This is a genomic window from Streptomyces erythrochromogenes, from assembly GCF_036170895.1.
Classification (GTDB): Bacteria; Actinomycetota; Actinomycetes; order Streptomycetales; family Streptomycetaceae; genus Streptomyces; species Streptomyces erythrochromogenes.
Genome location: NZ_CP108036.1, coordinates 6593914 through 6612736 on the forward strand (window position 1 = coordinate 6593914; position 18823 = coordinate 6612736).

Sequence of the window (18823 nt, forward strand, 5' to 3'; positions counted from 1 at the left end):
GTAGAAAAGGCCGCCGTCCGCGTGCGGTCGTGCGAAGGATTTCCGTCCCGTGAATCTCGTGACACTCCTCCCGTTCATCGTGCTCATCGGGGCGATGTTCCTGATGACCCGCTCCGCGAAGAAGAAGCAGCAGCAGGCCGCGCAGATGCGCGACCAGATGACGCCCGGCACCGGGGTCCGCACCATCGGCGGCATGTACGCCACGGTGAAGGAGATCGGTGACGACACGGTCACCCTCGAGGTGGCTCCCGGCGTCCACGCGATCTACGCGAAGAACGCCATCGGCGCCGTACTGGAGGACGCGGAGTACAACCGCATCGTCCACGGCATCGACGACGTGACGACCGACACGCCCGTCGTGCCGGACGACGCCTCCTCCCTCACCAAGGACGAGGGCGAGGCGCCGAAGCTGGACCTGGGCAAGAAGGACGAGCCCAAGGGCGACGACAAGCCCGAGGACGGCAAGGCCGACGGCGAGGCCGGCGCGAAGTAGCGCGCGGCCGGGGACCGTGCGGGCGCCTGACCGGCGGTCGGCGCGGTCCCCGTCAGTGACACTTCTGCGGGGGGCAGGGGTCCCCACCACACATTTCGTGGCCGTCCGCGCGCTGACCCGGCGCGGGGCGGTTGGACAGGGAGAAACGACAAGGTGGCAGCACCGAAGAAGGGCCGGCGGCCCACGGGGGCTCAGGGGAGGCCGGGGCGTGCCCTGGCGATCATCCTGATCGCGATGGTGGCGCTCACCGCGGGGATGTTCATCTCCAAGCAGACGACTCCCCGGCTGGGCATCGACCTCGCCGGCGGCACGAGCATCACGCTCAAGGCCAAGAGCGAGCCCGGCAAAGAGAACGCCGTCAACGAGACCAACATGAACACGGCGGTCGGCATCATCGAGCGCCGTGTCAACGGACTCGGCGTCTCCGAGGCCGAGGTCCAGACGCAGGGACGCGACCACATCATCGTGAACATCCCCAAGGGGATGAACGAGAAGCAGGCGCGCGAGCAGGTCGGCACCACCGCCCAGCTCTACTTCCGCCCGGTCATCGCGTTCGCGGACGGCGCCCCCGCCGCTCCCGAGGGCGCCCAGAGCCCGAGCCCCTCCGCGAGCGGCTCCGGCGCCCCCAAGGCCGAGGACGGGAACAAGACCAGCCCGTCCGCCACCCCGTCGTCCAGCGCCACTTCCCAGGGCCGCGCGCTCAGCGAGGGCCTCAAGGCCCCGAACGCGCCCACTCCCACGCCGTCGGCGGGCGAGTCGAAGAAGGCAGACGACAAGGCGGCCCCGTCGCCCTCCGCGAGCGCCCCCGCACCCGACCCGGCCGCCGCCGACCTGCAGGCCAAGTTCGCCGCGCTCGACTGCACGAACGAGGCGCAGCGCGCCAACGTCGGCACGGGCGTCAAGCCCACCGACCCGACGCTCGCCTGCGGCCAGCGCGGCGAGCAGTGGGGCAAGTGGCTGCTGGGCCCGGCCGCGGTCGAGGGCAAGGACGTCAAGAGCGCCAAGGGCGAGATCGACCCGCAGTCGGGTCAGTGGATCGTCACGATGAACTTCAACGACCACGGCGCCGACGCCTTCGCGAAGGTCACCGGCGAGCTGGCGGCCAAGCAGATGCCGCAGAACCAGTTCGCGATCGTCCTCGACGGCGACGTCATCTCGGACCCGTCCGTGAGCACCGCGATCACCGGCGGCAACGCGCAGATCTCCGGTGGCTTCACCCAGCAGTCCGCGCAGGACCTGGGCAACATGCTCTCGTACGGCGCCCTGCCGCTGTCCTTCCAGGAGGACAGCGTCACCACCGTCACCGCCGCGCTCGGCGGTGAGCAGCTGCGCGCCGGCCTGATCGCCGGTGCGATCGGTCTCCTCCTCGTGGTCGTCTACCTGCTGGTGTACTACCGCGGCCTGGCCTTCATCGCGATCGTCAGCCTGCTGGTCTCCGCGATCCTGACCTACACGATCATGGCGCTGCTCGGTAAGGGCATCGGCTTCGCGCTGAACCTGCCGGCGGTCTGCGGTGCGATCGTGGCCATCGGCATCACCGCGGACTCGTTCATCGTGTACTTCGAGCGCATCCGCGACGAGATCCGCGAGGGCCGCACCCTGCGTCCGGCCGTCGAGCGCGCCTGGCCGCGCGCCCGCCGCACGATCCTGGTCTCCGACTTCGTGTCGTTCCTCGCCGCCGCGGTGCTGTTCATCGTCACCGTCGGCAAGGTGCAGGGCTTCGCCTTCACGCTGGGTCTGACCACCCTGCTCGACGTGGTCGTGGTGTTCCTGTTCACCAAGCCCGTCATGACGCTGCTGGCGCGTACGAAGTTCTTCTCCAGCGGTCACCCGTGGTCCGGGCTGGACCCGAAGCGGCTCGGCGCCAAGCCCCCGCTGCGCAGCTCCCGGCGTACCGCCGCACCCGCCCCCGTCGAAGCAAAGGAGGCGTGAGAGATGTCGAAGCTGGGAGATCTCGGCGCCAAGCTGTACCGCGGTGAGGTCGGCTACGACTTCGTCGGAAAGCGCTTTCTCTGGTACGGCGTTTCCATCCTGATCACCATCACGGCGATCGTCGCCCTGGCCGTCCAGGGCCTGAACATGGGCATCGAGTTCAAGGGCGGAGCCGTCTTCACCACCCCGAAGACGACCGCCTCGGTCGCCAAGGTCACGGAGGACGCGGAGAAGGCCTCCGGCCACGACGCGATCGTCCAGGAGCTCGGCACCGGCGGCATGCGCATCCAGATCTCCGGTCTGGACACCGACGCCGCGGCCGACGTGAAGAAGCAACTGGCCGCCGACCTCAAGGTGACCGAGGCCGACATCAACGCCGACCTGGTCGGCCCCAGCTGGGGCGAGCAGATCGCGAACAAGGCCTGGACCGGCCTCGGCGTCTTCATGGTCCTCGTGGTGATCTACCTCGCCATCGCCTTCGAATGGCGCATGGCCGTCGCCGCGCTGATCGCCCTGATCCACGACCTCACCATCACCGTCGGCGTGTACGCGCTCGTCGGCTTCGAGGTCACCCCGGGCACCGTGATCGGTCTGCTGACCATCCTGGGTTACTCCCTCTACGACACCGTCGTCGTCTTCGACGGTCTCAAGGAGGGGTCGAAGGACATCACCAAGCAGACCCGCTACACCTTCAGCGAGATCGCCAACCGCAGCATCAACGGCACCCTGGTCCGTTCGATCAACACCACGGTCGTGGCGCTGCTCCCGGTCGCGGCCCTGCTGTTCATCGGCGGCGGCTTCCTGGGCGCCGGCATGCTGAACGACATCTCGCTGTCGCTGTTCGTCGGCCTCGCGGCCGGTGCGTACTCCTCGATCTTCATCGCGACCCCGCTGGTCGTGGACCTCAAGGAGCGCGAGCCGGCGATGAAGGCGCTGAAGAAGCGGGTGCTCGCCAAGCGCGCGTCCGCGGCGGCCAGGGGCGAGTCCCCGGACGACGCCCAGGGCTCCGAGGACGAGCCGCAGGTCGTGTCGCAGGGCCGGCAGCCGGGGCGGCGACGTTGACCGCACAGCTGTCCGACGACGTGCGGGCCCTCCTGCTCAGCCGGATCAAGGACGTGGCGGACTACCCGAAGCCGGGCGTGATGTTCAAGGACATCACCCCGCTGCTGGCGGACCCCGAGGCGTTCGGCGCGCTGACCGGCGCGCTCGTGGAGCTGGCCGGGCAGTACGGCGCGACGAAGATCGTCGGGCTGGAGGCGCGCGGGTTCATCCTCGCGGCCCCGGTGGCGGTGCAGGCTGGGATCGGCTTCGTGCCGGTCCGCAAGGCCGGCAAGCTGCCGGGCGCGACGCTCGCACAGTCGTACGAGCTGGAGTACGGCACGGCGGAGATCGAGGTCCACGCGGAGGACCTGTCGGCCGGTGACCGGGTCATGGTCATCGACGACGTGCTGGCCACCGGCGGTACGGCCGAGGCCTCCCTCTCGCTGATCCGGCGGGCCGGGGCCGAGGTCGCCGGCGTGGCGGTCCTGATGGAGCTCTCGTTCCTCCCGGGCCGCGCCAAGCTGGCCGGGTCCCTCGCAGGGGCTCCGCTGGATGCGCTGATCGTGGTCTGAGCGGTCCTACCGCACCCACCCCGCAACGAGACGGCGGGCATCCGGAATCTCCCGGGTGCCCGCCGTCCGCGTGCGCGGGCCGTTGCGACAGGCTCGGCGAACGGTGCGACCCAACCCTCGCTACGATGGGTTATCCGGACCGGACATGGGCACCGGATCCTCCCCCGGACTCCGTCTGGGGGGACCCCCGTGAGGAGCGCTCTTGCCAGACGAGGTCCAGCCAATCTCCGCCGCGCAGCCCGACCCGCAGGCCGAGCAGGCCACGGCGGCCGCCGCCACGCCCCCGCCGGCCCCGCCGGTCAAGCCCGCCCCGAAGCCGGCGCCGGTCAAGCCCGCGCCCGCGAAGTCGGCTGCGTCCTCCAACCGGGTGCGCGCCCGCCTGGCCCGCCTCGGCGTGCAGCGTTCGAACCCGTACAACCCGGTACTGGAACCGCTGCTCCGCATAGTCCGCAGCAATGACCCGAAGATCGAGACGTCGACGCTGCGCCAGCTCGAGCAGGCCTACCAGGTCGCCGAGCGCTGGCACCGCGGCCAGAAGCGCAAGAGCGGCGACCCGTACATCACCCACCCGCTCGCGGTCACCACCATCCTCGCCGAGCTCGGCATGGACCCGGCCACCCTCATGGCCGGCCTGCTGCACGACACCGTCGAGGACACCGAGTACGGCCTGGAGGACCTGCGCCGCGACTTCGGCGACGCCGTGGCGCTGCTCGTCGACGGCGTCACCAAGCTCGACCGGGTGAAGTTCGGCGAGGCGGCCCAGGCCGAGACCGTCCGCAAGATGGTCGTGGCGATGGCGAAGGACCCGCGCGTCCTGGTCATCAAGCTCGCCGACCGGCTGCACAACATGCGCACGATGCGCTACCTCAAGCGGGAGAAGCAGGAGAAGAAGGCCCGCGAGACCCTCGAGATCTACGCCCCGCTGGCGCACCGGCTGGGCATGAACACGATCAAGTGGGAGCTGGAGGACCTCTCCTTCGCGATCCTCTACCCCAAGATGTACGACGAGATCGTGCGCCTGGTCGCCGAGCGGGCCCCCAAGCGCGACGAGTACCTCGCCGTCGTCACGGACGAGGTCCAGGTGGACCTCAGAGCCGCCCGGATCAAGGCCACCGTGACGGGCCGCCCCAAGCACTACTACAGCGTCTACCAGAAGATGATCGTCCGCGGCCGTGACTTCGCGGAGATCTACGACCTGGTGGGCATCCGCGTCCTCGTCGACACCGTCCGGGACTGCTACGCGGCCCTGGGCACGGTGCACGCGCGGTGGAACCCGGTCCCGGGCCGGTTCAAGGACTACATCGCGATGCCCAAGTTCAACATGTACCAGTCGCTCCACACGACGGTCATCGGGCCCAGCGGCAAGCCCGTCGAGCTGCAGATCCGCACCTTCGACATGCACCGCCGCGCGGAGTACGGCATCGCCGCGCACTGGAAGTACAAGCAGCAGACCGTCGCCGGCACCTCCAAGGTCCGCACCGACGTCCCGCAGGCCGCCAAGGGTAGCGCCGGCCAGGACACCGTCAACGACATGGCCTGGCTGCGCCAGCTGCTGGACTGGCAGAAGGAGACCGAGGACCCGGGCGAGTTCCTCGACTCGCTGCGCTTCGACCTCTCGCGCAACGAGGTCTTCGTCTTCACCCCCAAGGGCGACGTCATAGCGCTGCCCGCCGGAGCCACCCCGGTGGACTTCGCGTACGCCGTCCACACCGAGGTCGGCCACCGGACGATAGGGGCCCGGGTCAACGGCCGCCTGGTCCCGCTGGAGTCGACCCTCGACAACGGCGACCTCGTCGAGGTCTTCACCTCGAAGGCCGAGGGCGCCGGACCGTCCCGCGACTGGCTGGGCTTCGTCAAGTCCCCCCGCGCCCGGAACAAGATCCGCGCCTGGTTCTCCAAGGAACGCCGCGACGAGGCAATCGAGCACGGCAAGGACGCCATCGCGCGGGCCATGCGCAAGCAGAACCTGCCGATCCAGCGCATCCTGACCGGCGACTCGCTGGTGACCCTCGCGCACGAGATGCGCTACCCGGACATCTCCTCCCTGTACGCGGCCATCGGCGAGGGCCACGTGGCCGCGCAGGGCGTGGTACAGAAGCTGGTGGCGGCCCTCGGCGGCGAGGAGGCGGCCAACGAGGACATCGAGGAATCGATCCCGCCCGCGCGGGCCCGCAGCAAGCGGCGCAGCAACGCCGACCCGGGCGTCGTCGTCAAGGGCGTCGACGACGTGTGGGTCAAGCTGGCCCGCTGCTGCACCCCGGTACCGGGCGATCCGATCATCGGGTTCGTCACGCGCGGCAGTGGCGTATCGGTTCACCGCGCGGACTGCGTCAACGTCGACTCCCTCTCCCAGCAGCCCGAGCGGATGCTGGAGGTCGAGTGGGCGCCCACCCAGTCCTCGGTCTTCCTGGTCGCCATCCAGGTCGAGGCGCTGGACCGGTCCCGGCTGCTGTCGGACGTCACACGGGTCCTGTCCGACCAGCACGTCAACATCCTGTCGGCGGCCGTCCAGACCTCCCGCGACCGGGTGGCCACCTCCCGGTTCACCTTCGAGATGGGGGACCCCAAGCACCTGGGGCACGTCCTGAAGGCCGTCCGGGGCGTCGAGGGCGTCTACGACGTCTACCGCGTCACCTCGGCCCGCCGGCCGTAGCGGACAGCGCGAGGGCCCCGGTACGGATCTCCGTACCGGGGCCCTCGTCGTGCACGGGCGGCCCGAATCAGCCGCCGAACTCCTCCAGGCCCTTCAGCGCCTGGTCCAGCAGGGCCTGGCGGCCCTCCAGCTCACGCGCCAGCTTGTCGGCCTTCGCGTTGTTGCCCGCGGCGCGCGCCGCGTCGATCTGCTGGCGCAGCTTGTCGACCGCCGCCTGGAGCTGACCCGTCAGGCCGGCCGCACGCGCCCGCGCCTCCGGGTTCGTACGGCGCCACTCGCCCTCCTCGGCCTCCTGGATCGCCCGCTCCACCGCGTGCATCCGGCCCTCGACCTTCGGCCGGGCGTCGCGCGGCACGTGGCCGATGCCCTCCCAGCGCTCGTTGAGGGAGCGGAACGCGGCACGGGCCGCCTTCAGGTCCGTAACGGGAACGAGCTTCTCGGCCTCGTCGGCCAGCTCCTCCTTGAGCTTCAGGTTCTCGATCTGCTCGGCGTCACGCTCCGCGAACACCTCGCTGCGGGCCGCGAAGAACACGTCCTGCGCACCGCGGAAACGGTTCCACAGGTCGTCCTCGGCCTCGCGCTGCGCCCGGCCCGCCGCCTTCCAGTCCGCCATCAGCTCGCGGTAGCGGGCGGCCGTCGGACCCCAGTCGGTCGACTTCGACAGCGACTCGGCCTCCGAGACCAGCTTCTCCTTGACCTTGCGGGCGTCCTCGCGCTGCGCGTCCAGCGAGGCGAAGTGCGCCTTGCGGCGCTTGGAGAAGGCGGAACGGGCGTGCGAGAACCGGTGCCACAGCTCGTCGTCCGACTTGCGGTCCAGGCGCGGCAGGCCCTTCCAGATGTCCACCAGGGCGCGCAGCCGCTCGCCGGCGCTGCGCCACTGGTCGCTCTGCGCCAGCTGCTCGGCCTCGGCGACCAGCGCGTCCTTGGCCGCCCGGGCCTCGTCCGCCTGCTTGGCCTTGGCGACCTTGCGCTCCTCGCGCCGGGACTCCACGGTCTCGACCAGCTTGTCCAGCCGCACGCGCAGGGCGTCCAGGTCGCCCACGGCGTGGTGCTCGTCGACCTGCGTACGCAGGTGGTCGATCGCCGTCTGCGCGTCCTTGGCGGACAGATCAGTGGTCCGCACCCGCTTTTCGAGGAGGCCGATCTCGACCACCAGGCCCTCGTACTTGCGCTCGAAGTAGGCCAGGGCCTCCTCGGGGGTGCCCGCCTGCCACGAACCGACGACCTGCTCGCCATCGGAAGTACGCACGTACACGGTGCCCGTCTCGTCGACTCGGCCCCACGGGTCGCTGCTCACAGCGCCTCCTCCACCTGATGCCTGCGAGGGGTTCACCCCCTGGGCATCGTCCACAGTTTCCTGGGGCGGGCAGCGCCCGCCCTGCACAACGCCAACATAGGCGACCGCCGGGCCGGCTGTCCGCATCCCGCACGACGGAATATCGGCGTACGGGCGCGGGCCGGCCGGCCCGGGGTCGCGTCACCCGTCAGTTCTGGGTGACCGTGCCCTTCTCGATCTTGACCTCGTTCTTCGGCGCACCGTCCTGGCCGCCGTCGACCGTGCCGGCCTTGGAGATCTCCTCCAGGACCTTGAGGCCGGCCGCGTCGATCTTGCCGAACGGCGTGTAGGTCGGCGTCAGCGGGCTGTCCTTGTAGACCAGGAAGAACTGGCTGCCGCCCGAGCCGGGCTGGCCGGTGTTGGCCATCGCCACCGTGCCGGCCGGGTAGATCACCTGGCCCTGCTCGTTGGCCTTGCCGAGGGAGTCCAGGTTCTCGTCCGGGATGTTGTAGCCCGGGCCGCCGCGGCCGGTGCCCTCGGGGTCGCCGCACTGGAGCACGAAGATCCCGCCGGCCGTCAGCCGGTGGCACTTGGTGTTGTCGAAGTAGCCCTTGTCGGCGAGCGACTTGAACGAGTTCACGGTCTGCGGGGTCTTCGCCGCGTCCATCGCGAAGTTGATGTCACCGGCACTGGTCTTCAGCGCGAAGGTGTACTTCCCCTTCTGGTCGATCGCCATCTCCGGCGAGGGGGACTGCTTCGGCTCGGGCGGGGTCGCCGAGGACGACGGGTTCGCCGCCGGGTCCGAGGCCTGGTCCTTCTTGTCCTTGTCGAAGACACCGCCCACGATCAGGCCCACCAGCGTCGCGATCACCACAGCGACCACCGCGCCGATCACCGCCGCCCGCTGGCGGCCCTTCTTCCGGGCCTCGGCGCGGCGCTTCTGCTGGCGCTCGTACTTCTCCCTGGCGAGCTGTCGCCGCCGCTGATCGCTCGTGACCACGGGGTCGTCTCCTTGTACGTGTCTGATACTGCTGTCCGGGCTGGGATAGGCCGTACCGTATATGGGTTCGCTGTGTAATGAGCGGCGCCGGTAGGCTCTGAGCAGCAGGATTGAAGACCTGCAGCCTCCCGCCGGACGACGATTGAGGACGAACGTGCTGATTGCCGGGTTCCCCGCAGGCGCTTGGGGCACCAACTGCTACGTGGTCGCCCCCGCCGCCGGCGAGGAGTGCGTCATCATCGACCCGGGCCACCAGGCCGCCCAGGGTGTCGAGGAGACGCTGAAGAAGCATCGGCTCAAGCCCGTCGCGGTCGTTCTGACCCACGGCCACATCGATCATGTGGCCTCGGTGGTCCCGGTGTGCGGAGCACACGACGTACCGGCCTGGATCCACCCCGAGGACCGCTACATGATGAGCGACCCGGAGAAGGCCCTCGGCCGCTCCATCGGGATGCCCCTCATGGGCGAGCTGACCGTGGGGGAGCCGGACGACGTGCGCGAGCTGGCCGACGGCGCCGCCCTGAAATTGGCCGGAATGGACTTCTCCGTGGCGCACGCGCCGGGCCATACCAAGGGGTCGGTGACCTTCCGGATGCCCGAGCTGGCCGACATCCCGCCGGTCTTCTTCTCGGGCGACCTGCTCTTCGCCGGCTCCATCGGACGAACCGACCTGCCGGGCGGCTCCCACGCCGAGATGCTCGATTCGCTGGCCCGCGTGTGCCTGCCGCTCGACGACTCGACCGTGGTGCTGTCCGGCCACGGTCCCCAGACCACCATCGGCCGCGAGCGCGTGACCAACCCGTACCTGCGGGAGGTCGCCGCCGGCCTGGCAGCGGACCCGACAGCCGCTCCACGACGAGGAATGTGACGAGAGTTTCGTGGCTACTTTCAAGGCCCCCAAGGGCACGTACGACCTGATCCCGCCGGTCTCGGTCAAGTACCTGGCGGTGCGCGAGGCCATTGCGGCCCCGCTCCGCAACTCCGGCTACGGCTACATCGAGACCCCCGGCTTCGAGGACGTCGGCCTCTTCGCCCGCGGCGTCGGGGAGTCCACCGACATCGTCTCCAAGGAGATGTACGCCTTCGAGACCAAGGGCGGCGACCAGCTGGCACTGCGCCCCGAGGGCACCGCCTCGGTTCTGCGCGCGGCTCTGGAGGCCAGCCTGCACAAGCAGGGCAACCTGCCGGTGAAGCTCTGGTACTCCGGTTCCTACTACCGCTACGAACGCCCGCAGAAGGGCCGCTACCGCCACTTCTCGCAGGTGGGCGCCGAGGCCATCGGTGCCGAGGACCCGGCCCTGGACGCCGAGCTGATCATCCTGGCCGACCAGGCCTACCGCTCGCTCGGCCTGCGCAACTTCCGGATCCTGCTGAACTCGCTCGGCGACAAGGAGTGCCGCCCGGTGTACCGGGAGGCGCTGCAGGGCTTCCTGCGCGGCCTGGACCTGGACGAGGAGACCGTCCGACGGGCCGAGATCAACCCGCTGCGCGTCCTGGACGACAAGCGGCCCGACGTGCAGAAGCAGCTCGTCGGCGCGCCGGTGCTGCGCGACTACCTGTGCGACGCGTGCAAGGCGTACCACGAGGAGGTGCGGGCGCTGATCACGGCGGCCGGGGTCGCCTTCGAGGACGACGAGAAGCTGGTGCGCGGGCTCGACTACTACACCCGCACCACTTTCGAGTTCGTGCACGACGGTCTGGGCTCGCAGTCCGCGGTGGGCGGCGGCGGCCGCTACGACGGCCTGTCCGAGATGATCGGCGGACCGGCACTGCCGTCGGTGGGCTGGGCGCTGGGCGTGGACCGCACGGTCCTTGCCCTGGAGGCCGAGGGCGTCGAGCTCGACATCCCGGCGTCCACGTCGGTGTTCGCCGTCGCGCTGGGCGAGGAGGCCCGACGGGTGCTCTTCGGCAAGGTCACCGAGCTCCGCAAGGCGGGTGTCGCGGCCGACTTCTCGTTCGGGGGCAAGGGCCTCAAGGGCGCGATGAAGGACGCGAACCGCTCCGGTGCCCGCTTCGCCGTGGTCGCCGGAGAGCGCGACCTGGCCGAGGGCATGGTCCAGCTCAAGGACATGGAGTCCGGGGAGCAGTCCCCGGTCGCCCTCGCCGAGCTGATCGACACGGTCAAGGCCCGCCTCGCCTGACGGCTGCGGCAGGAACGCGTGAGGACGGGGCCGGGGATCTTTCCCCGGCCCCGTCCGTTCACAGGCTCGTACGGCACAATGGCCCGTGCTTGATCACCTTGCAGATGTGGAGCGGGCGGTATGACGACACGAAGCACGGACGCGGACACCGCCGGGGGGACGACCTTCGGGGCCAGCCGGGCGCTGGCCCTGCTGCTGGTGATCACGGGGGCTGCGGGCCTGCTCGCCGCCTGGGTGATCACGATCGACAAGTTCAAGCTGCTGGAGGACCCGAACTTCACCCCGGGCTGCAGCCTCAACCCGGTCGTCTCCTGCGGCAACATCATGAAGAGCGACCAGGCGGCCGTCTTCGGCTTCCCGAACCCCATGCTCGGCCTCGTCGCCTACGGCATCGTGATCTGCGTCGGCATGAGCATCTTGGCCGGGGCCCGCTTCCGCCGCTGGTACTGGCTCACCTTCAACGCCGGCACCCTCTTCGGCGTCGTCTTCTGCGCATGGCTCACCTACCAGTCGCTCTACAACATCAACGCGCTGTGCCTGTGGTGCAGCCTGGCCTGGGTCGCCACGATCCTGATGTTCTGGTACGTCACCTCGCACAACGTCCGCGAGGGGCTGCTGCCGGCGCCGGGCTGGCTCAAGAGCTTCTTCGAGGAGTTCACCTGGGTGCTGCCGGCGCTGCACATCGGGATCATCGGGATGCTGATCCTGACCCGCTGGTGGGACTTCTGGACCTCCTGACGGCGGGCCGCCCTGTCGGTGGACTCGCTTAGGCTTCCCGTGTGGAACCAGACCTGTTCACCGCAGCCGCCGAAGAGCGCCAGGAGAAGGACCCCGCGAGTTCGCCGCTCGCCGTCCGGATGCGTCCGCGCACCCTGGACGAGGTCGTCGGCCAGCAGCACCTGCTGAAGCCCGGATCACCGCTGCGGCGGCTGGTCGGCGAAGGGGCCGGCGGCCCGGCCGGTGCCTCCTCGGTGATCCTCTGGGGCCCGCCCGGCATCGGGAAGACGACCCTCGCCTACGTGGTCAGCCAGGCCACGCAGAAGCGCTTCGTGGAGCTCTCCGCCATCACGGCGGGCGTCAAGGAGGTACGGGCCGTCATCGAGGGCGCGCGCCGTGCGGCCGGGGGCTACGGCAAGGAGACCGTCCTCTTCCTCGACGAGATCCACCGCTTCAGCAAGGCCCAGCAGGACTCCCTGCTGCCGGCCGTCGAGAACCGGTGGGTGACGCTGATCGCGGCCACCACGGAGAACCCCTACTTCTCGATCATCTCCCCGCTGCTGTCGCGATCGCTGCTGCTGACGCTGGAACCGCTGACCGACGACGACCTGAGCGCGCTGATGCGGCGCGCGCTCACGGAGGAGCGGGGCCTGGCCGGGGCGGTGACCCTGCCCGAGGACGCCGAGGCGCACCTGCTGAGGATCGCCGGCGGTGACGCCCGGCGGGCGCTGACCGCGCTGGAGGCGGGGGCCGGCTCGGCCATCGCCAAGGGCGAGGAGGAGATCACCCTCCAGACGCTGGAGGGGGCGGTCGACCGGGCGGCGGTCCGCTACGACCGGGACGGCGACCAGCACTACGACGTGGCGAGCGCGCTCATCAAGTCGATCCGCGGCTCCGACGTGGACGCCGCGCTGCACTACCTCGCGCGGATGATCGAGGCCGGCGAGGACCCCCGGTTCATCGCGCGCCGGCTGATGATCTCCGCGAGCGAGGACATCGGCCTGGCCGACCCCACGGCGCTGCCGATCGCGGTGGCCGCGGCCCAGGCGGTGGCGATGATCGGCTTCCCGGAGGCCGCGCTGACCCTCTCGCACGCCACGATCGCCCTGGCCCTCGCCCCGAAGTCGAACACGGCCACGACCGCGATCGGCGCCGCGCTGGCCGACGTACGCGCGGGCCTGGCGGGCTCCGTCCCGACGCATCTGCGGGACGGCCACTACAAGGGCGCGGCGAAGCTCGGGCACGCGGTGGGGTACGTGTACCCGCACGACGTGCCGGGCGCCATCGCGGCCCAGCAGTACGCCCCGGACGAGATCCACGGGAAGCGGTACTACGAGCCGACCCGCTACGGCGCCGAAGCGCGCTACGCGGACGTGGTGGAGAAGGTCCGCGAGCGCCTGCGCGGGACCGACCGCGGCTGAGGCGTCCCCGGCGGGGGCGTCCTGGCCGCGGTACTAGGCTGCCCGGGTGACCACGGACCTCCCCACCTGCGCCTGCTGCGGCGACGCGCTCGCCGACGAGCGCCGCATCGACTTCGGCTTCAACCTGCCCGACGCCGCCCTCGGGGCGCCCGAGGAGGCCCTCCACCGGCTCGGCGTGCGCGCCCTGCTCCGGGTGGACGGGATCGGCTCATTCATCCGCTGCCTGCTGCCCGTCCGGCTGACCCACGACACCGAGCTGGTGCTCGGGGCCTGGGTGGAGGTGGACGACGCCACCCTGCGGCGCGCCCACGAGCTGTGGGAGCAGCCCGGCTACGCGGACCTGTCCGTCGAGGGCACCTTCGCCAACCGGATCCAGCCCTGGGGCGACGACCTGCTCGGCGCCGCGGTCACCGCGAAGGTCGCCGACCCGGAGGAGCTGCCCTGCGTCGTCGACGTGCGCCACCCGGTGGCCTCCCGCGTCCTGACGCGGACCTGGGACCGCGACCACGTCCTCAGCCGCTTCCCGTACCCGCTGCCGGTGGACGTGCGCACCGATCTCGGCGGCCGCTGGTCGGTCCTGCGCACCGCCGGTCTCAGCGCCTCCTTCGCCGACGGCGCGGACCACTTCACCGCCGAGGACCGCAGCGCCTCCGTCAGCCTGATGCGGGACGACGTCCCCGGCCGCGCCCCCGCGGACTTCCTCACGGAGCTGCTGTCCGGCGCGCCCGACACCCGGCCCGCCCAGCGCGTACGGGAACCGCTGGGCGGGGGAGTGCGGTACGCGTTCTGGCTGACCCCGCAGGACAACGGCCGGCCGCGGCACGAGTTCTACGGCATGGCCGTCGCCCCCGGCATCGCCGCCGGGCTGTACTGCTCCTACGAGGACGCCGCCGACCTGGCCTGGGCCCAGCGGATCTGGCGCTCGCTCGACCACGCCGTGAACACCCTCTAGCCCGCTACACCGGCATCAAGGCCGAGTACGGGCTGTCCGTGACCGAGCTGGAGAAGCGGCCGCTCCAGGAGATGCTGGCCGGCTGCCCTCAGTGAGAGGCGGCCGAGAAGAGGGCGCGCATCGCGCGGCGCAGGCCGCAGATGTCCGCCACCGGCTCCGGGAAGTCGAAGCGGGCGTCGAAGGAGGAGCCGGAGGCGCCGCCGGTGAAGCGGACGCGCAGGCCCACGCGGTCCAGGGCGAGCGGCACGGCGGTCATGCCCCGCACCCCGCGGTCGCCGAGCAGGCCGCACAGCTCGCCGATCCGGTCGCCGTGGGAGGAGTACAGGTGCTGGAGCAGCTCCGCCTCGTGCGGGGACACCGGGTCCGGCTCCGCCGCGGCCAGGTCCTCGGGGTCCACGTGCTCGGCGCCCCACAGGTCGTCCACCGTGATCTCGCCGACCTCCAGGCGCAGCATCATCCAGGCGGGGCGGCCCCCGCCCTGGAGAAGATCCGCCGGGGCGTCGAGGGACTCGCCCAGGCCCAGCAGCTCGCCCACCGGGTGCCGCTCGGCGAGCAGCGCGGCGCACCCGGCGCGGTCGTCCCCACGCACCGGTGTCAGCCACCCGGCCAGCCACGCACGGCCTCGGATACGATGTGGGACGGACACCGGCGCCACGTCCGTGATCTCGATCACGGCGGTGACGTCGTCGTCCTGGGCGTGAGCGGCTGCCCTGGCAGCCGTGGATTCCCCGGAAACAAGGAGAATCACGTCCCCGTCCGGGATGACGGTCCGCGCGACCGGCATCCCCGTCCCGAACTCCTCGGGCCCGTGACTGTCACGAGCACCGATCAGGGTGAGGGATACTGAGGCGTTGGACTCTACGAGGGTTCGTACGCGTTCGGCTCCGGTGAGCTGCCGAACGCCTTCCCTGGGACGCGGCTGACCTTGCTTATCGTCGGCGCAAGCGGATTCTGTTTCGTTGGAATCCGAACTGCGTTGCGCACTGGGCAGGGGGATCCCATGTGGTCGAGACATTACGTCCTCCTCGCTAAGGTAAGCCTCACCTAACTTACATGGAGGTAGGTTCCCCGTGAACCAGAAGCGACCCAAGGTCAAGAAGTCTCGTGCCCTCGGCATCGCCCTGACGCCGAAGGCCGTCAAGTACTTCGAGGCCCGCCCCTACCCGCCGGGCGAGCACGGCCGTGGCCGCAAGCAGAACTCGGACTACAAGGTCCGTCTGCTGGAGAAGCAGCGTCTGCGCGCTCAGTACGACATCTCCGAGCGCCAGATGGCCCGCGCGTACGACCGCGCCAAGAAGGCCGAGGGCAAGACGGGCGAGGCGCTGGTCGTCGAGCTCGAGCGTCGTCTCGACGCCCTGGTCCTGCGTTCGGGCATCGCCCGCACGATCTACCAGGCCCGCCAGATGGTCGTTCACGGCCACATCGAGGTCAACGGCGCCAAGGTCGACAAGCCGTCGTTCCGTGTCCGCCCGGACGACGTCATCACCGTGCGCGAGCGCAGCCGCGAGAAGGTTCCGTTCCAGGTTGCCCGTGAGGGTGGCTACGCAGGCGAGGGCGAGACCCCGCGCTACCTGCAGGTCAACCTGAAGGCCCTGGCCTTCCGCCTGGACCGTGACCCGAACCGCAAGGAAATCCCGGTCATCTGCGACGAGCAGCTCGTCGTCGAGTACTACGCCCGCTGATCTTCCGGCAGGCGTAGCCCTCACAGGCTGGTGGAAACCCGCCGTCCCCTCCATGGGGCGGCGGGTTTTCCGCGTTCCGGGTGAACGCGGGTGACGGCGGCTACGGCTGGTCCGCCCGGGCCGTGCTGCGCGAGACCCGCGGACCCGGCACCCCGCCCAGCCCCGCCGGACGCGGCACCCGCGCCGCCCCGCGCAGCGCCCGCACCACCAGCGACTCCCGGCACAGCTCCCGCCCCTCGGCCGCGTACGCCGCGTAGCGCTCGGCGCCCAGCACCTCCCCCGCCCGCTCCCGGCACATCAGCCGCGGGGCGTTGAAGCACCCCGAGCCGAACAGCTGCAGCCCCACCCCGCCCCACATCGGCTCCGCCGCGCCCTGGAGCACCGCGGCCTCGGCCGGATCGCCCTCCGCGACCGTGACCAGCGCGAGCAGCTCCAGCGCGAGGACCAGCCCGACCAGGTCGTTGAAGGCGTGGTTGATCTCCACGCACTCGGTCAGCAGCCGCCGGGCCTCCTGCGTGCCGCCCGCCTCCAGGGCCGCGTAGGCCAGCACGTAGAGGGCGTACGCCTTCGTCCAGCGCTCCCCGCGCTCGTCGCAGATCTCCCGGACCTCCCCGCACAGCGCGAGCGCGCCCGGCAGGTCCCCGAGGAAGGCCAGCGCCATCCCCAGCTCGACCTGGCACATCAGCACGTTGCTGTTCAGCTCGCCGGCCGCCCGGTACTGCTCCAGCGCCTCGCCCAGCAGCTCCCGGGCCCGGGCCATGTCGTCCGAGACGAGGGCCAGGCAGCCCAGGCGGTGCACCGCGTAGGCGGCCGCCACCCGGTTCCCGCTGCGCGCCGCCCCGTCCCGGCACTCGTACAGGGCGCACATCGAGGCCGTCGCGTCGCCCTGGAGGGCCGCGACGTACCCCAGCACCCACAGGGCCTTCAGCCGTGAGCCCTCGTACTGCGTCTCCTGCCCGCCCGGGGGGTCCAGGGTCCGGTCCAGCCAGTGCCGGCCCTCGGTCAGGCGCCCGCAGCCCGCCCAGTAGAACCACAGGGTGCCCGCCAGGTACTGGCCCAGGTGCAGCTCGTCCGGCTCGTCGAGGCAGCACTCCAGGGCGAGCCGCAGGTTCGGCAGCTCCGCCTCCACCAGCGCCGCCACCTCGTGCTGGCGGGGGCTGAACCAGTCCAGCTCGCACCAGGTCGCCAGCCCCATGTACCAGTCCCGGTGCCGCCGCCGCAGCCGCACCGCGTCACCCAGCGACTCCAGCCAGCCCGCCCCGTACAGCCGTACGGTCTCCAACATCCGGAAGCGCACCCCGGCGGCCGTCTCCTCCCGGACCAGCAGGGACTGGGCGAGCAGCTCGCCCACCAGGTCCAGCACGCCCTCCACCGGCATGTCGGGCCCGGCACACACGTACTCGGCGGCGTCGAGGTCGAACTGCCCCGCGAACACCGACAGGCGCGCCCACAGCAGCCGCTCCGCCGGAGTGCACAGCTCATGGCTCCAGCCGATGGCCGTACGCAGCGTCCGGTGCCGGGGGAGCCCCCCGCGCGCGCCGCCCGTCAGCAGCCCGAAGCGGTCCTCCAGCCGGGAGAGCACCTGGGCCGGGGACAGCATCCGCAGCCGGCCCGCCGCCAGCTCCAGGGCGAGCGGGATCCCGTCGAGGCGCGCGCACACCTCCACGAGCGCCGCCCGGTCTGCCGCGCTCGCCGCGAAGGCCGGGTCGGCGGCGGACACGCGCGCCTCCAGCAGCGCCAGTGCCTCCTCCGGGACCGGCGGGGCCAGCGGGAACGTCCGCTCCCCGGCCACCTCCAGCGGGCGCCGGCCCGCAGCCAGTACCCGCAGGCCGGGAGAGCGCAGCAGCAGCTCCCGTACCAGAGAAGCGGTCTCGTCCACCAGCTGCTCGAAGCCGTCCAGGACCAGCAGCAGCCGCTTGTCGGCCAGGTGCTCGGCCAGGACGGTCCGGGGCGGCCGGGTGGTGTGGTCGGTCAGCCCGAGCGCCTCGGAGAGCGTCAGCTCCAGCAGCGCCGGATCCCGTACGCAGGCCAGCTCGGCCAGCCAGACGCCGTCGCAGTAGCGTTCCTCCACCGGAGCGTGCGCCCCTTGTGCCCCTTGCGCTTCCGAGGCCTCGCGCGCGTCCTCGGCGGCCGACCGGGCAGCCGCGAGGACCAGCCGTGACTTGCCGACCCCGCCCACACCGGTCACGGTCACCAGCCGCGAGACCTCCAGCAGGCCCCCCAGCTCGGCGAGTTCGGCACCCCGCCCGATGAACCCGCTCAGCTCCGAGGGAAGATTGCCCCGGGCGGTACGTCGAAGGGGTCTGTGTCGCATGGGACACGGAGCGTACTGGTCCGGATGCGCTGCGTCCAAGACGCGTGCCCCCGACCCCGAATTCGGGTAGGGCCGGGGATCCCCGGCGCGATAGGGTCGGAGGACCATTTGTAGGAATCGCTGCCGCCGGCGGTTCGGGTAGAGACAGAGAGCGGTGTGACGTGTCCGGTGTAGAGGTGGCCGGGATCATCGTGGCCGTCTTCTGGGCCATCCTGATCTCCTTCCTCGCCGTCGCCCTGGTGCGGCTGGCGCAGGTCCTCAGGGCGACCACCAAGCTGGTGTCCGAAGTGACCGACCAGGCCGTACCGCTGCTGGCGGACGCCTCCAGCACCGTCCGCTCCGCGCGCACCCAGCTCGACCGGGTCGACGCCATCGCGAGCGACGTCCAGGAGGTCACGTCCAACGCCTCCGCCCTGTCCTCCACCGTGGCCACCGCCTTCGGCGGGCCGCTCGTGAAGGTCGCGGCCTTCGGCTACGGCGTCCGCAAGGCGCTGGGCAAGGGGGATGCCGGGGCATCGGGCGCCGTGCCGCCCAAGGCCTCCCGCCGTACACGGAGTGACGGCGGTGGCCGTACTGTGATCGTTGGCCGAACGGTGCCGGCCGCCCGGCGCCGGAAGCAGAAGGACTGA

16 protein-coding genes are annotated in these 18823 nt (G+C 71.0%); 12 read left to right on the forward strand and 4 right to left on the reverse strand.

Translation table 11 applies throughout. The features are described from left to right. Positions 1-49 precede the first annotated feature (49 nt). The 5 genes from yajC (at position 50) to OHA91_RS30235 (ending at position 6691) form a co-directional block, all read left to right on the forward strand. Positions 50-493, forward strand: a complete 444-nt coding sequence (gene yajC, locus OHA91_RS30215) for a preprotein translocase subunit YajC (RefSeq protein ID WP_031150236.1) — start codon at positions 50-52, stop codon at positions 491-493. A gap of 153 nt (positions 494-646) precedes the next feature. Then, positions 647-2425 (forward strand): protein translocase subunit SecD, encoded by a 1779-nt coding sequence (secD, locus tag OHA91_RS30220; RefSeq protein WP_031150235.1) that lies wholly within the window; start codon positions 647-649, stop codon positions 2423-2425. Between the two features lie 3 nt (positions 2426-2428). Next, on the forward strand, positions 2429-3487 hold the full coding sequence (secF, locus tag OHA91_RS30225) for a protein translocase subunit SecF (protein WP_031150233.1): 1059 nt from the start codon (positions 2429-2431) through the stop codon (positions 3485-3487). Beyond that, on the forward strand, positions 3484-4038 hold the full coding sequence (locus OHA91_RS30230; RefSeq protein ID WP_037632259.1) for an adenine phosphoribosyltransferase: 555 nt from the start codon (positions 3484-3486) through the stop codon (positions 4036-4038). The genes secF and OHA91_RS30230 overlap by 4 nt, the downstream gene beginning before the upstream one ends. A gap of 202 nt (positions 4039-4240) precedes the next feature. Further along, complete coding sequence (locus OHA91_RS30235) at positions 4241-6691, forward strand: RelA/SpoT family protein (RefSeq protein WP_031150229.1); 2451 nt, start codon at positions 4241-4243, stop codon at positions 6689-6691. A gap of 67 nt (positions 6692-6758) precedes the next feature. Here the strand turns inward: OHA91_RS30235 and OHA91_RS30240 are convergent, their stop codons facing one another. Both OHA91_RS30240 and OHA91_RS30245 read right to left on the reverse strand, forming a co-directional pair. Continuing rightward, the gene (locus OHA91_RS30240) at positions 6759-7988 is read right to left on the reverse strand and encodes a DUF349 domain-containing protein (RefSeq protein WP_031150228.1); all 1230 of its coding nucleotides are present in this window, start codon (positions 7986-7988) and stop codon (positions 6759-6761) included. Between the two features lie 187 nt (positions 7989-8175). After that, positions 8176-8967: a peptidylprolyl isomerase gene (locus tag OHA91_RS30245; RefSeq protein WP_031150227.1), complete on the reverse strand. Its 792-nt coding sequence runs from the start codon at positions 8965-8967 to the stop codon at positions 8176-8178. A gap of 154 nt (positions 8968-9121) precedes the next feature. Here OHA91_RS30245 and OHA91_RS30250 point away from each other — a divergent pair, with 154 nt between their 5' ends. The 5 genes from OHA91_RS30250 (at position 9122) to OHA91_RS30270 (ending at position 14198) form a co-directional block, all read left to right on the forward strand. After that, positions 9122-9835 carry an MBL fold metallo-hydrolase gene (locus tag OHA91_RS30250; RefSeq protein ID WP_031150225.1) on the forward strand — a complete coding sequence of 238 codons (714 nt, stop codon included), beginning with the start codon at positions 9122-9124 and terminating at the stop codon, positions 9833-9835. 10 nt (positions 9836-9845) lie between these two features. Further along, positions 9846-11108, forward strand: a complete 1263-nt coding sequence (gene hisS / locus OHA91_RS30255; protein ID WP_031150223.1) for a histidine--tRNA ligase — start codon at positions 9846-9848, stop codon at positions 11106-11108. Between the two features lie 120 nt (positions 11109-11228). Continuing rightward, positions 11229-11846: a vitamin K epoxide reductase family protein gene (locus OHA91_RS30260; RefSeq protein WP_266503018.1), complete on the forward strand. Its 618-nt coding sequence runs from the start codon at positions 11229-11231 to the stop codon at positions 11844-11846. A gap of 41 nt (positions 11847-11887) precedes the next feature. Next, positions 11888-13246 (forward strand): replication-associated recombination protein A, encoded by a 1359-nt coding sequence (locus OHA91_RS30265; protein WP_328740372.1) that lies wholly within the window; start codon positions 11888-11890, stop codon positions 13244-13246. Positions 13247-13292: 46 nt separating this feature from the next. Continuing rightward, positions 13293-14198, forward strand: coding sequence for a DUF2199 domain-containing protein (locus OHA91_RS30270; protein WP_328740374.1), 906 nt, complete (start codon positions 13293-13295; stop codon positions 14196-14198). Between the two features lie 88 nt (positions 14199-14286). Here the strand turns inward: OHA91_RS30270 and OHA91_RS30275 are convergent, their stop codons facing one another. Beyond that, complete coding sequence (locus OHA91_RS30275) at positions 14287-14982, reverse strand: DUF2470 domain-containing protein (RefSeq protein WP_328740375.1); 696 nt, start codon at positions 14980-14982, stop codon at positions 14287-14289. A gap of 286 nt (positions 14983-15268) precedes the next feature. Between OHA91_RS30275 and rpsD the strand changes: the two genes are divergently transcribed. After that, complete coding sequence (gene rpsD, locus OHA91_RS30280; RefSeq protein WP_030026606.1) at positions 15269-15880, forward strand: 30S ribosomal protein S4; 612 nt, start codon at positions 15269-15271, stop codon at positions 15878-15880. Between the two features lie 100 nt (positions 15881-15980). Here rpsD and OHA91_RS30285 read toward each other — a convergent pair whose 3' ends face one another. Then, entirely contained in the window at positions 15981-18194 is a 2214-nt protein-coding gene (locus OHA91_RS30285) for an ATP-binding protein (protein ID WP_328740377.1), read from the reverse strand. Between the two features lie 161 nt (positions 18195-18355). Here OHA91_RS30285 and OHA91_RS30290 point away from each other — a divergent pair, with 161 nt between their 5' ends. Further along, positions 18356-18823: a DUF948 domain-containing protein gene (locus OHA91_RS30290; protein WP_031150211.1), complete on the forward strand. Its 468-nt coding sequence runs from the start codon at positions 18356-18358 to the stop codon at positions 18821-18823.